Origin of the sequence: Lacrimispora sphenoides JCM 1415, from assembly GCF_900105615.1 — a bacterium.
In the GTDB taxonomy this organism is placed as follows: domain Bacteria; phylum Bacillota; class Clostridia; order Lachnospirales; family Lachnospiraceae; genus Lacrimispora; species Lacrimispora sphenoides.
Genome location: NZ_LT630003.1, coordinates 3,892,625 through 3,906,123 on the forward strand (window position 1 = coordinate 3,892,625; position 13,499 = coordinate 3,906,123).

Below are 13,499 nucleotides of genomic sequence, written 5' to 3' on the forward strand. Positions count from 1 at the left end.
GTATAAATGCAATAAGGAGTGTAGTAAAATGGAGCAAATCAATGCCCCTGTATCTGGAATGCCACTTGAAAACTTTTCTGAAGGTGGCCTGAATTCCATGCAGGTCAAGGCAAAATTAGATCAATTCGGTGAAAATACTTTTAAAAAAGAAAAAATAAATGGCTTTATTATTTTTTGCAGGCAGTTTATCAATCCATTAAGCTTTATACTAATGTTTGCGGCCGGACTTTCGGTTATTATGGGGGAATATTCGGATGCTGCCGTTATTATGGTTATTGTTACTTTGAACTCGTTTTTAAGCTTTATTCAGGAATATCGTTCAAGTAAGGCGATTGAAAGACTTTCACAGTTAATTAAACGCAACGTTTTAGTCATCAGGAATCATGAGCAGACCGTAATAGATGCCAGCCAGCTTGTACCGGGAGACATTGTCATATTGCGGGGAGGCGATGTGGTTCCGGCAGATTTAAAAATCATTGATTCTTACAACCTTTCAGTGGATGAATCTCAGCTGACTGGTGAATCGATCCCTGTAAGTAAGGGGTATAATTCCATTGATGCAAATGACAGTCTGCTGTTCACCGGCAGTGTCATTGAAAGAGGCCACTGTAAATGCGTAGTTTTTGCCACAGGCAATCAAAGCGAACTGGGTAAAATCGCACAGTTATCCAATGATACAAAGAAAGTAACACCGTATCAGAAATCCCTTGCGGAATTCAGTGTTACTTTACTGCGTATGATTGGTGCTACAATTGTTCTTATGCTGGCTATCAAAGCTGTAACGATTCACAATGCCAATGATTTTGGGGAAGTATTAATATTCGCTGTTGCTTTGGCAATGACCGTTGTGCCGGAAGCTCTGCCGATGATCACCACAATCAACCTTTCCTATGGGGCATTGCAATTGGCGAAACAAAAAGTAATCGTCAAAAGGCTGGCAGTAATTGAAGGGTTAGGCAGGATAAATCTTCTTTGTTCAGATAAAACCGGAACACTGACCAATGACTGCCTTACTGTTTCCAATGTCATATCAGAAGATGAAACGCTTTTTCAAACATTAGCCTATATCTCGATTGAAGATTTACAAGTAGAAAACAAAAAATATATGAGTTCCTTTGACCGGGCGTTCTTACAATATGTACCGGAAGAAATCATGACACAGGCAGGGTGCTGGATTCAGCTTAATAGCATTCCCTTTAACCCTGCAGAGAGGAGAAGAAGAGTCGTTGTCCAGAATCCAGAGGATAACAAATCATATTTAGTGGTTATCGGCGCACCTGAAACTCTTATTGATCTTTCAAATCATAATAAAAATTTACGTTACAAACAGCTAGCGGCAGAATCCGGAAAAAAAGGTATGCGCCAATTGGCTATTGCTTACAAAGAGATCGATTATAATCCGGATTATAACATTCTTACGGACGAAAAGGATTTAATCTTTTTAGGCTTCGCGGAATTGCTTGATCCTCTTCGTTTAACAGCTAAATCCACAATAGACAAAGCAAGGCAACTAGGAGTAGATGTTAAAATCTTAACAGGCGACAGTATTGAAATAGCAGAATATGTAAGCAGAGAACTGGGGCTTTCAAAAGATGGCGATAAAATCTACACAGGAGATGATCTTGAACGAATGTCGGATGTACAATATGAAACAGCATTAAGGGAATGCTCTGTTTTTGCAAGAGTTACGCCGGAACAAAAATACAATATTATCAATCACCTTAAGAATCACCATGTCGTAGGATATCAGGGAGATGGTATTAACGACGCACCCTCCCTTAAACTGGCAGATGTAGCTATTGCTGTCCATAACGCGACCGACGTAGCAAAGGACAGCGCGGACATTGTTCTGCTTGAAGATGATTTAGGGGTCATTTTAGATGGGATTCAATACGGCCGGAGCATATTTGTAAATATCAATAAATATATTAAGCATGCTATGATCGGAAATTTAGGCAACTTCTTTTCCATGATATTCTTTTATATATTTTTTGCTGCGGATATACCGATGCTGGCAATACAGCTTTTAATTGGAAATATTATTCAGGATATGCCTTTAATGACCGTGTTTTCTGATCTTGTTGATCCGGAAGAAGTACGCAGCCCCCAGGCTGCAAGTCAGATTAGATCATTAATAAATACTTCTTTGGGTCTGGGTGCTTTTACAGCTGTTTATTATTTATTTTTCTTCCTGTTTACCGGTACAGAATCAACACCTTTGACACAAACTACACTATTTTTATTTTATAACTTTACGCAGCTTCTGGTTATTATTTCCGTGAGAAGCAAAGATCACTTTTTTTGGCAGGGAGCAAAGCCATCCCGCTTGCTGCTTGGCACTATTGCGCTGTTCATCGCTGTTTCCATAGCGCTCGTATATAATCCTTTTACTGCCGGATTAATGGGGTTTGTATCTTTGCCGTTAACAGACTTTGCAGTCCTTACAGGGATCACCATCGCCTTTATCTGCCTGCTTGATTTTGTAAAGGTGATGCTGAATAAATTGAAAAGCAATGCTCTTGCCCATAAGGCAATTGCTTCATAAAATATGCCAAATAAAGGGAAGTCTTATAACGACTTCCCTTAAACATATATAATTAACCTTGCCTTAACAAATTGTCTTAATTAATAATTAGTGATCAGCACCTCTACCGTAACCGCCTCCCGCTCTTTAAACTGATAGCTGCAGTTAGAATAGGTATGATCGATATAATGAACCTGATACCCCTTGCTCCACTCAATGAGAAGGTCATTGGACAGTCCCTTATGGTAAAGGACATTGGACAGGGCAAACCGGGTACCTTGTTTATGAAGACGGTCCAAAAGCTCCAAAAGGGCCTGCTCCTCCCGTTCCTTCCAGTCCTTGAATCCCCGGTTCCCATCGTTATAATTCCCCGTTGAGATCAGATAAGGCGGATCACAGTAAACCAGGTCTTCCGGCCCCAGACCAGTATAATCCAGCTCCATAAAGTCCAGGTTTGAAAACTCAATGTTTTTCTCGTGAAGAGCCTGGCAGAACTCTATTAAATTCTTTTCAATGTTACCATTAAAGGAGCTTCTGTTCCTTCCAAAAGGTGAATTGAATTCATGACTGTTATTAAAGCGTATCTGATGGTTAAACGCATAGCAGGCCAGGACAAACAGCTCCGTTAAATCCTTCGTTTTGTTATAGTCTGACCGAAGAGCATAATATCCTTCCCTGTTCTGCTGTGTCAGTTCATATTTTGAGATCAGGCTCTGAATCCTCTCCAGAATTTCCTTAATGTCGGTGGAACGGAACATCTGGTACAGTTCGATGAGATACATGATCTGGTCATTGCAGACGATCTGCCTGGCATCCACGTTGATCCCTACGTTGAAGCCCCCGGCAAAAACATCCACAAATGTGCGGATATTCTTTGGAAACGCCTCAAAAATGGGTTCCAGGATCTTAAATTTTCCCCCAGTATAGTTTAGAGGACTTTTTATGTACATGGCGGCACCTGCTTTTCCATATAGAACAAAAGCTCCCGTAACCGTTCTGTTTCCTTCACCTTCCGGCTCTTATATCTCCGGTATGGGATCTCATAGATCTGGAAGGTTTCCGGCTTCCCGTACTTTTTCATGGCCTTCTCAATTTCATCTACCGTCATAAGCCCGTCCGTGCTGTAGCTTAAGATAATATGCTTAAACTGCGCATTCTTAAGCAGTTCCTCAAACGCCGGAACCACCTTATTCTTCATACAGAACTCCGATTTCTGCCCTTCGTCAGGCCGCTGCCCGGTGACTCCCCGAACCATAGGATAATCATATCTGGCAGCGGTCTCAAGGACATGGTAATTGGAAAGATACTGGCGCGCATTATAGGGAGGATCAATATAGAGGATGTCCCCCTTAAGGCGTGTTAAAAGATCCACTCCGTTTTCATTAAAAGAGCGGTTCTGCTTTCCATTGTGTGTCACACCCAGCTGATACAGCTCATACCGCTTGTAGCTTCGCCTCTCCCAGGCTTTATGGAATGCACCATAGGTTCCTGAGGTATTGGAAACAAAAGGGATCCCCTCCACAATGCAGGCGACCAGATAATAATACTCGTCCTCACTAAGCAGTCCGGCAGCCTTCCAGTCTTCCACGGTGCATCTGGCAAAGTCAATGCGCAGAGCATTCTCGTCATTTAAATACATGCGGCCGCCTGTGGGAGCATAGGTATTTTGAAAAAACCGGCGCTCCTTTGGCAGCTCTTCTAAATCCTTTTTTTCCCTGCCGTTAAAATAATCTACCGGATCCATGATCCCGGTTTCTTCCTGCAAACGGGCAAATTCCGGCACACTGTCATTCTCAACGGTAGCCCTTTGCAGCACATAAGAAAAGTACAGCAGGTCATTGGAACAGACCTGGTACCACTGTTTAAAATATCTGGCAACCGCTGCGGTTCCAGAAAATATATCACAAAAGCTCTCCGCTCCCGGTGCCTTTTCATCAATCACATGCTTAATCTGGTCCAGCAGCAATGTCTTGCTTCCAATAAATCTCATTCTTTTCTTGCTCCTATTTCGTTTTAACCTGCCTATCATTATAATGTAAAATTACAAAAAATACAAGAAAAGTTGAGCTTTCTAAATTCCATTGCTGCCTAACCCGTTATTTTTCTTCTTTCGCTGCCTTTTAAAGCGGTACATTCTTTCATCTGCTATATTTAAAGCGGCTTCCGGAGACAGTTCCGTCCCCTCTTCAACATAAACCACTCCATAGCTGATGGACATCGGATAAACCTTCGCAAGTTCAGACAGCTTCTTATCGATCAGGTCCATCCTTTCCTCTGCCGTCTGTTCGTCGCACCCCCTGAACAGCATGATAAACTCATCGCCTCCGAACCGGCATGTAATGTCTGTATCCCGGGCAGAGTCCTTCAGCACTTGCGAAACAGACTTTATATATTCATCTCCGTATAAATGCCCGTACCGGTCATTGATATTTTTCAGCCCGTCCATATCAATCATGCAAAGGGAAAAAGGAATGCCCTTTTGAATACAAGAGTCAATGGTACGCAGGCCGCTGCGCCGGTTATCCAGCCCGGTCAGTTCATCCTTATAGGCCATGACCTCTAAGAAGGCTTCATTTTCCCTCTGATATGTAACATCCGTCATGAGATGGACCACCGCTTTTTTCTCCTCCCATAACAAAGAATAGGACCTTACCTGGAAGGTCTTATTGCGGGAGCATTTGAATTCATACCGCAATTCCTGTTCCAGGCCGGTATGGGACTTTAAGCGGGCCATTAAGGGACAATCTTCGCCCCCGCAGGCAAATTGCCTTGTCCCGGGGTCATAAAACCTCTTTCTGGCTGAATCATTGGTATATAATACCGTCCCGTTCTCTTCGTCTATAACAACAACCCATTCCTTCAGACTGTCCATAATGAATATCAGCAGCCTATTAAACCTTTTGATCTTATCTGCCTGCTCTTTCAACTCATTTTCCCTTATTTCCAGCTGGACTACCATTTCATTAAATGCCTGGGAAAAATCCCCCATGAAATTCACCCGCTGCTTATAATCTCCTTTGATCACCTGTTCGGTCTGCCACTCCAGATGCTTTAAAGCAGCATGAAGCTGTTTTAATTCACCTGCCTGAAAATTGTGGCGATCAGGCAGAGGAACATTTAAGTTCCCATCCGCCAGGTTCTTAAGAAGCTCATTGGATTCCATAAGACAGTGAGAAAGATAGAAAACTGCCTGCTCCAGATCTGAATATACCTGTGCCTTCTCCTCCAGCTCCCCGAAAACCGGCTTATTTAAAATGATATTGCGAATCTGCTCCAAAAGTACAGACGCATCTTTTTCTGTCATCCACTACACCTTCGCCTGTTGATCGACATTAGCCTCAAATCTGCATACACGTGCTCCGCTGGCCCAGCAATCAACCTCTTTTACATGATAATCCTTTCCCGTGTATTCCTTTAAAACGCCGGAAAGAAATCCTTCGTCATAATTACACACTTGATCTCCCGTCACAGGGAGTCCGGAACAATCCAGGTCTTCCCCAACAGTCAGGACCACATCTCCAGTGTGGGGATCAAACTTTTCAATTCGTAGAATGCCTATCTTATATACCTCCAGGCTGTTTTGCAGGGACGCCAGAAAGTCGTTGAGAGGAAGAGTTAAATCAAGCATATGCAAAGCAAATTCTCTTCCGGAAAGCTCTCCTGCCTTTCGGAAAAGCTCTTTTGCCATATCTTCACTAAATCTCCGTGATAATTCGCTTCTTAAGGAATACTGGAACAGCCGGTACATCATGACTGGCATCCCTTCCCCCAGATTCCTTCTCCCTTCTGCTATATTCCCTATCATACTCCAGGAAAAATCCTTCTCTTCTCCTATATGAAAAACATTGAACATATGCCTCCCCCCATATCTTTGTCTGCACAGCCCGATTGCTTCGCCTTAAGGCATCTGCAAAATGATAAAGTCAACCATAATACATTATAATAAAAATTTTGACATATTTCAACAAAAAAATGGTAACATGGTTTTTTTGTAACCAAAATAATCAGGTAACAAAATAATATAAGGAGAAGTCATCTTGAAAAGTTGTGCCGGTCCATGTTAAAATAAAGGAATATCCAATGAAAGCAGGAAAGAGGGTGATGATATGAGGATACAGGAATCTGCAGAAAATTATCTGGAAACGATCCTGATGCTTAAGAAGCGCAACGGCTATGTGCGCTCCATAGACATTGCCGAAGAACTGGACTTTTCCAAACCAAGCGTCAGCGTGGCAATGAAAAACCTCCGGGAAAACGGGTACATCGGGATAGACGAAAACGGTCACATCACATTGCAGGAAAAAGGGCTTGAAATTGCAGAAAAGATATACGAACGCCACACCTTGCTTTCGGAGTGGCTGATTGCCCTTGGGGTGACTCCTAAGACCGCATTGGAGGATGCCTGCCGGGTCGAGCACGTAATAAGCGCGGAAAGCTTTGCAGCCATTAAAGCTCACGTAAATGGTGAAGGAGAAGTATAAAAAAGAAAGCAAAAAGAGCAGTCAGGCCAAAATATGCCGGCTGCTCTTTCTATGATTGGAGGATCGTTACATCCATTCCTTATATCGTTGTATATATACCTTTTTCATCATCTGCACAGCTGCAAGATAGCCGATCAGAATCAATGCAAGCCATGGAATGAACTGTACCGGCAGGCGGTGCATATCAAAGCCTACGGAAAGATCCGTAAATCCAATGACCAGTGCAAGAACTGCAACTATAAATGTCGAAAGGAACAGTGGCATGGAAGGCCTGCTTTGCACAAAGGGGAGTTTCTCAGTACGAATCAGGTGGATGACCAGTACCTGTGATATGGTTCCGAATACAAACCAGCCGCAATGAAAGAGCGGGGAAAGCTCCACTTTATTGGCGCCAATGGCCCACCACATGACGGCATAGCACAAGATATCAAAAATTGAGCTAAGAGGACCAAAAAAAGTCATAAAGGATTTGATGGACTTAGTTTCCCATCTATGGGGCTTCTTTAGATATTCCTTATCCACATCATCAAAGGGTATGCCCATCTGGGAAAAATCACACAGCAGGTTCTGAGTCAATATCTGCACCGGCAGCATAGGCAGAAACGGCAGGAGCAGACTGGCAGCGATGACGGAAATCATGTTTCCGAAATTGCCGCTTGCCGCCATCTTAATGTATTTGATGATATTTCCAAACGTGCGGCGTCCTTCTATGACGCCTTCCTCCAAGACCATCAGATCCTTTTCCAGAAGAATGATATCGGCGGTTTCCTTGGCAATATCCACGGCGCTGTCAATGGAAATCCCCACATCGGCCTGGTGCAGGGGCGGCGCATCATTAATGCCGTCTCCCATATACCCCACCGTATGGCCTGCACTCTGGAATGCTTTTACTACCCGCTCCTTCTGGGAGGGAGATAACTTTGCAAATAAATTACATATGCCTACTGCATGTAAAAGCTCTTTATCATCCATCCGCTCCACATCCCGGCCTGTCATCATGTTGGAGGCATCTACGCCCACTTTGCTGCATACCTTTGCTGCCACACCCTCGCTGTCTCCGGTGAGGACGACCGTTCTCACCCCATGGTCGTAAAGGGCGGCAATTGCGGTACCTGCACTCTCCTTTGGCGGATCAAGAAAGCCGATAAAGCCTATTAAAACCATATCCCGCTCATCGTCCACGCTGAATACCCCTATGCCAGGAACCTCGTTCTTCTGGGCAACAGCAATGATCCGAAGACCATCGTTATTATACTTTTCATAGGTCGCCAAAGCGATACGCCGGGTTTCCTCATCCATTGGCAAAACGCTCCCGTTCATCTCCACAAAGGATGAGATCTCCAGGATTTCTTCCACCGCTCCCTTTGTGATCAGCTGGAGTTTTCCCTTTTGGTCGGTCAAAACCACGCTCATCCGGCGTCGTGTAAAATCAAAAGGAATTTCATCAATACGGCTGTAAGAACTTAAAACAGACTCCAGTCCGTTCTGTTCGGCACGGTTTATGATCGCCAGATCAATAAGGTTCTTAAGGCCGGTTTGATAATAGCTGTTTAAGTAAGCATGACGCAGGATCCTGGTATCCTCATCCCCTTTAAGATTCATGTATCTTTCCAGAACCACCTTATCTTCGGTAAGGGTACCTGTCTTATCGGTGCAGAGCACATCCATCTCCCCAAAGGTCTGTATCGCTCCAAGAGTGCGGACGATCACTTTGTGCCTGGACATGGAAACCGCTCCCTTTGCCAGGGTGGAGGTCATAATCATGGGCAGCATTTCCGGCGTTAGTCCTACTGCGATACTGATGGCAAAAAGAAGGGCCCCGGCCCAGTCTCCTTTTGCAATGCCGTTAATTAAAAATACCACCGGGATCATGACCAGCATCCTTCTGACCAGAAGCCCGCTGACAGATTCCACCCCCCGTTCAAAGCTGGTCTTGGCTCTGTCACCTGACAGAGATTGAGCCATGGAGCCGAAATACGTGTTATTACCGGTCTCCAGAACCACTGCTGTGGCGCTTCCGCTTACCACATTAGAACCCATAAAGCCGATATTTTTTAAATCCGTCAAAGCATCACCGGGATCATTGTCCCCATCCGCGAATTTCTCCACTGGAGCAGACTCACCAGTGAGGGCCGCCTGAGCCAAAAAGGTGTCTTTGGTGGTCAGGAAACGCACATCTGCCGGAAGCATATGACCTGCCGAAAGCTTTACGATGTCTCCCGGGACCACTTCATCCATGGGGATCTCAGTAAGTTTTCCGTCTCTCCACACATCTGCTTTGTTGGAAATCATCTCCGAAAGCTTTTCCGCAGCGGCACTGGATCGCTGACTCTGGACAAAGGCAATCAGACTTGAGACAATCACCAGAAAAATGATGATGGAGACAGTAAGATAATCAGGCCTTGAGGAAGCAATGACATCTGTAAAATAATTAACAGCCGCAATGACAAGTAAAATCACGTTAAAGGGATTAATAACTGCCTCTCTAAGCCTGTGGAGCGTTGTATCTTTATTTCCTGCCGTGATTACATTTGCTCCGAATTCATTCTGCCTTTCTAAGGCCTCCTCATTGGTAAGGCCGGTTATTGAGGCAGAAAGGGATGACAGGAGATTTTTTTTCTCAAGAAACGCATAGGCTCTGATCTTTTTTTCCGTGTCGTTTCTGTTTTTCTGGATCTGAGTGCTGATTATTTTCTTTCTCATGAATTTCATTGGAATCATCCTTTCTTTATTATGATTCCCCAATGAAAATAAAATAGCAATAAAAAAAGCCGTCCCAATAGACGGCGTTAAAAGCACAAGCTAAGGAAGCCCATTTGTTTCAACAACAATGGACGGGCGCATGCTTAAAGCGCCGGTATATTGGTTTTTATTTTCATACCGGGGGTTGAAGCCGCATATCGGACTTCGAGGATTGCCATCCATTGTTTCACTTCCTTTTCATAATCTTATTTCTTAATTTCAGTTTATCTGATGTTTGAGGAAAAGTCAACCATACTTGCCAAATCTTCCGATGCAGATGCATCTAAAGATTTTATAACTAATTATCTGGTAATATTTGGATTATATGCCATTATTAGAAACGTCATATAATAATTATATGATAAGCAAAGGAGTATTGTACTATGCCGCGAAGAGGAGAAAATATTTACAAACGCAAGGACGGCCGATGGGAAGGCAGGAGTTTAAAATCGGATGGAACGTATCGGTATTTCTACTCCCGAACCTACAAAGGCGTAAAAGAAAAGATGAAAAATCACCAGGAAATCCAGGAATCCGTTGGAGAGAAACCTTCCTGGAATGGAAGCGATGACTGCTGCTTATTTGAGGCATGGCTGGAGGATGCCGCCCTTCGGGTAAAGCCCTCCACTTATGAAAGCTATTACCGATGCATGAATAAATATGTCATTCCTTTTTTTAAAGAGGAAAAGAATCGGAAAATTACAGAAGATTCTGTCCTTTGTTTTGTAAAAACCATAAGAGAAAATACCTGTCTGGCAGATTCATCGAAAAAGAAAAATCTTACCATCTTTAAAATAGCTTTAAAAGAAATCTTAAAGGGGGCGCCAGATGGTTTTTCCATAATTGAACAGGTTAAAGTCCCGAAACCGGAGGACAAGGAGGTTAAAGTCTTTTCCTTAAAAGAGCAGAGGCTCATAGAAAATGCGGCACTGAATTCTAAAGACAAACGTGCGGCAGGGATCATCCTGTCATTTTATACAGGCATCCGCCTTGGAGAATTGTGTTCCCTTAGATGGGGAGATATTGATACTGAGGCAGGCACCCTGTCCATTGCAAGGACTGTATCCAGAATCAAACGTTTTGAAGAGGGTGAAAACAAAACATCTCTGCAGGTAGGTGCTCCGAAAAGCCGTAAATCTTTAAGAAAAATTCCCCTGCCGGATTTTCTGTTAAAAATGTCAGAGGAGCAGGGATTTTCTCATGCAAGCCCGGACCATTATATTTTTTCTGAAGGGGATAATCCCTTAGATCCCCGCTGCTTTCAAAAGCTTTATAAGAAACTATTAAAAGAAGCTCACGTGCAGGACCGAAAATTTCATGCCATCCGCCATACCTTTGCCACCCGGGCCCTTGAGCTGGGGGTGGATGTGAAAACCATCAGCGAACTATTGGGCCATTCCAGCGTGTCCATCACCCTTAATGTGTATTCCCATTCCCTTATGGAACAAAAAAAGGCGGCCATAGAAAAGTTTAACCATATGTATCTTTTAAATATGGAAGCTTCCGCCGCCCTGCCTGATCCTGCCCCAACTATAAAAAACAATACATAAGCCATTACTTTAGCAGCCAGGCTGCTCCCCAGAGATCCTGGCCATCACCAGAGAATAAAGCTTTTCCATGGTTTTCCAGCTCCGTACCGTAGCCGATCCGCCAATGAGGGATAGATTGGCGGCTAGTTTAGAATTGCGGATGCTGTGACGAAGCAGAAGATAAATATTCCTATCCTGCATCCGGAAATCATCAAGCTCCCCTGCAAAGGGCTTTAATCGTTCCGCTTCTGCCTCCTTCGGCGCCTGATGAAAAAGACAGATATAAAAGCTCTCTCCTTCTGAATTTAGAGCCTCCGCTTCCTTCCTTTCACTCTCCGTATAAGGACAGTTTCTTATCAGTTGTTCCAGCTGGCCGGAGGTTCTTAAAATCACGCTCACGGAAAAACCGAACCTTTCCCTGATTTTATTCTCAAGCTTCTCCTTTAGTTCCTCTTCCCCATCCTCTGTCTCAAATATAACATTGCCGCTTTGAATATAAGTCTCTACCCGGGTCAGGCCCGACTCTTCCAGCAGCTGCCTTAACTCAGCCATTTTTATCTTGTTCTTCCCGCCCACATTAATTCCCCTGAGCAGTGCGGTATAAATGGTCATTATCAGTCTTCCCCTTTCCCGGTCTTATTTTCTATAAAATAATATTGGCCTGATTCCGCCCTTCTGACTTTGACTTATAAAGGGCCTCATCCGCCCGATTTAATGCATCATGAAAGTCTTCATCTCCTTCCTTAAAGAAGGAAAAGCCGATGGATACAGTGATCCCGATCTCCTCATGGTGATCCAGGATTTTTAAAGAAGATACGGAAGTCAAAAACTTGTTTCCAAAATCCAATACATGTTTCTCTTCCATGCCATAAAGAATGATGATAAATTCATCTCCGCCCCAGCGGATGATCTTGTCCGTGCTTCTTAAGATCCCTTTCATTACATTAACAAATTCCGCCAAAGCCATATCCCCTGTGGAATGGCCGTATCTATCATTGATCCCTTTAAAATGATCTACATCGCACATCATAATTCCGGGGCTTAAGCCTGTCCGTTTAAATTCCTTAAAAGCATTGGTCAAATCATTGGTCCCGCTTCTCCTGCTCCCCGCCTTTGTAAGAGGATCCTGGTTAAGCTCAGATTCCATTGCCTTTTTCGCATGGCGGTAGTATATCTTTTCCAATAAGGAAACAGAAAACAGGCTGACAATTAATATAACAATGAGCAGTAAAACCAAAAGAAGGGTAATCCTGGATACCAGCACTTTGCTTTCCTTATTCGTCTGGTCAACATAGGGCTGAAGATCATCAAGATACACTCCCATGGCAACCACCCAGTTATAATCCTTATATAGCTTGGCATAAGCCAGCTTCCTGGATATCTTATCACTGCCTTGTTCCTTGAAATAGTAAGAGAAAAACAGCTCTCCATCCGTATTAATTCCCTGAAGCTCGGTCAAATATGGATGATTTCCTGCGATATCAGTCATATCCGTCGAAAGATAGATACCTTCTGTTTCCGGCATGTTGGGATGGATCCTTCGGATGGCATAATTTTTACCTCCCTGATAATTCTGTATCTCATTAACCCAGATGTAGGAATTTCCGTCAAATTTAGAATTCCGGATCACATTGGCAATGTCCGCCTGAACAAGCTCATCCACGTAGTTCTTGGTGATCCCAAAGAGGAAGGAATAATCTCCGTGAATGAAAACCCGGTAAGAGGATAAACCGGAGGTATTGGCCTTAAGAGTATCCTTCCAGGTGGTTCCTGCCAGATTTCCCGGGTCATAAGTTACTTTATTTGCCGCATTATCCCATACAAACACGGTCAGAAATTTATAATCCGGATTATCCCGGAAAAAACCGATAAAGAAATCATTGAATTCAGAGTCCGAAAGATCCTTTTTCATATTAATGATATCAGATGTTCTGGATATAAAGGATTCCATGTGTGACGATTTAGCCGCCCGCCTTAATTCAATTTCAGAAATCAGGTTATTGACCGTATCCTTTAGAAAATCTTTCTTAATGTTATAGATTGCTTCTTCTGACTTTTCAATATAAATATCGCCGACCTTGGCAATAGAAAATAAATAAAAGCAAACCATGACAGCGCAGATAAAGCTGATTATTGTGGATAGAAATATTGCGTATTTACGCCTGATAACGCATTCCTCCTTTTTTTGGAATGTATACTTTTGCATATCATGTAAGCACTTTT

At 43.4% G+C, this 13,499-nt stretch carries 10 protein-coding genes; 3 read left to right on the top strand and 7 right to left on the bottom strand.

Translation table 11 applies throughout. From position 1 onward, the window contains the following. Nucleotides 1-28: 28 nt before the first annotated feature. Complete coding sequence (locus BMX69_RS17615) at nt 29-2,545, top strand: cation-translocating P-type ATPase (RefSeq protein ID WP_100043077.1); 2,517 nt, start codon at nt 29-31, stop codon at nt 2,543-2,545. Between the two features lie 80 nt (nt 2,546-2,625). Here BMX69_RS17615 and BMX69_RS17620 read toward each other — a convergent pair whose 3' ends face one another. The 4 genes from BMX69_RS17620 to BMX69_RS17635 form a co-directional block, all read right to left on the bottom strand. Then, nucleotides 2,626-3,474, bottom strand: a complete 849-nt coding sequence (locus tag BMX69_RS17620; protein WP_054791383.1) for a DNA adenine methylase — start codon at nt 3,472-3,474, stop codon at nt 2,626-2,628. Next, nucleotides 3,465-4,514, bottom strand: coding sequence for a DNA adenine methylase (locus BMX69_RS17625; RefSeq protein WP_100043078.1), 1,050 nt, complete (start codon nt 4,512-4,514; stop codon nt 3,465-3,467). Before BMX69_RS17625 ends, BMX69_RS17620 begins: the two co-directional genes overlap by 10 nt. An 81-nt stretch (nt 4,515-4,595) precedes the next feature. Then, nucleotides 4,596-5,828 carry a sensor domain-containing diguanylate cyclase gene (locus BMX69_RS17630; protein WP_100043079.1) on the bottom strand — a complete coding sequence of 411 codons (1,233 nt, stop codon included), beginning with the start codon at nt 5,826-5,828 and terminating at the stop codon, nt 4,596-4,598. Nucleotides 5,829-5,831: 3 nt separating this feature from the next. Next, nucleotides 5,832-6,377 carry a V4R domain-containing protein gene (locus BMX69_RS17635; RefSeq protein ID WP_054791380.1) on the bottom strand — a complete coding sequence of 182 codons (546 nt, stop codon included), beginning with the start codon at nt 6,375-6,377 and terminating at the stop codon, nt 5,832-5,834. Between the two features lie 253 nt (nt 6,378-6,630). Here BMX69_RS17635 and BMX69_RS17640 point away from each other — a divergent pair, with 253 nt between their 5' ends. Beyond that, a complete protein-coding gene (locus BMX69_RS17640) occupies nt 6,631-7,005 on the top strand; it encodes a metal-dependent transcriptional regulator (RefSeq protein WP_025230170.1) in 375 nt (124 codons plus the stop codon). Between the two features lie 66 nt (nt 7,006-7,071). On the opposite strand, the gene mgtA is transcribed toward BMX69_RS17640, so the two are convergent. Then, complete coding sequence (gene mgtA, locus BMX69_RS17645) at nt 7,072-9,717, bottom strand: magnesium-translocating P-type ATPase (RefSeq protein WP_242941290.1); 2,646 nt, start codon at nt 9,715-9,717, stop codon at nt 7,072-7,074. 413 nt (nt 9,718-10,130) lie between these two features. Between mgtA and BMX69_RS17650 the strand changes: the two genes are divergently transcribed. Continuing rightward, on the top strand, nt 10,131-11,297 hold the full coding sequence (locus BMX69_RS17650; RefSeq protein ID WP_054791379.1) for a tyrosine-type recombinase/integrase: 1,167 nt from the start codon (nt 10,131-10,133) through the stop codon (nt 11,295-11,297). A 9-nt stretch (nt 11,298-11,306) separates the two neighbouring features. Here BMX69_RS17650 and BMX69_RS17655 read toward each other — a convergent pair whose 3' ends face one another. Further along, nucleotides 11,307-11,888, bottom strand: coding sequence for a DUF1697 domain-containing protein (locus tag BMX69_RS17655; RefSeq protein WP_054791378.1), 582 nt, complete (start codon nt 11,886-11,888; stop codon nt 11,307-11,309). A gap of 31 nt (nt 11,889-11,919) precedes the next feature. Next, nucleotides 11,920-13,482 (bottom strand): sensor domain-containing diguanylate cyclase, encoded by a 1,563-nt coding sequence (locus BMX69_RS17660; protein ID WP_100043081.1) that lies wholly within the window; start codon nt 13,480-13,482, stop codon nt 11,920-11,922. Between the last annotated feature and the right edge of the window lie 17 nt (nt 13,483-13,499).

What these genes read in the sequence shown, in the direction of transcription:
- BMX69_RS17615 (WP_100043077.1), top strand. Translation starts at nt 29, where the DNA reads ATGGAGCAAATCAATGCCCCTGTATCTGGAATGCCACTTGAAAACTTT.
- BMX69_RS17620 (WP_054791383.1), bottom strand. Translation starts at nt 3,474, where the DNA reads ATGTACATAAAAAGTCCTCTAAACTATACTGGGGGAAAATTTAAGATC.
- BMX69_RS17625 (WP_100043078.1), bottom strand. Translation starts at nt 4,514, where the DNA reads ATGAGATTTATTGGAAGCAAGACATTGCTGCTGGACCAGATTAAGCAT.
- BMX69_RS17630 (WP_100043079.1), bottom strand. Translation starts at nt 5,828, where the DNA reads ATGACAGAAAAAGATGCGTCTGTACTTTTGGAGCAGATTCGCAATATC.
- BMX69_RS17635 (WP_054791380.1), bottom strand. Translation starts at nt 6,377, where the DNA reads ATGTTCAATGTTTTTCATATAGGAGAAGAGAAGGATTTTTCCTGGAGT.
- BMX69_RS17640 (WP_025230170.1), top strand. Translation starts at nt 6,631, where the DNA reads ATGAGGATACAGGAATCTGCAGAAAATTATCTGGAAACGATCCTGATG.
- mgtA (WP_242941290.1), bottom strand. Translation starts at nt 9,717, where the DNA reads ATGAAATTCATGAGAAAGAAAATAATCAGCACTCAGATCCAGAAAAAC.
- BMX69_RS17650 (WP_054791379.1), top strand. Translation starts at nt 10,131, where the DNA reads ATGCCGCGAAGAGGAGAAAATATTTACAAACGCAAGGACGGCCGATGG.
- BMX69_RS17655 (WP_054791378.1), bottom strand. Translation starts at nt 11,888, where the DNA reads ATGACCATTTATACCGCACTGCTCAGGGGAATTAATGTGGGCGGGAAG.
- BMX69_RS17660 (WP_100043081.1), bottom strand. Translation starts at nt 13,482, where the DNA reads ATGCAAAAGTATACATTCCAAAAAAAGGAGGAATGCGTTATCAGGCGT.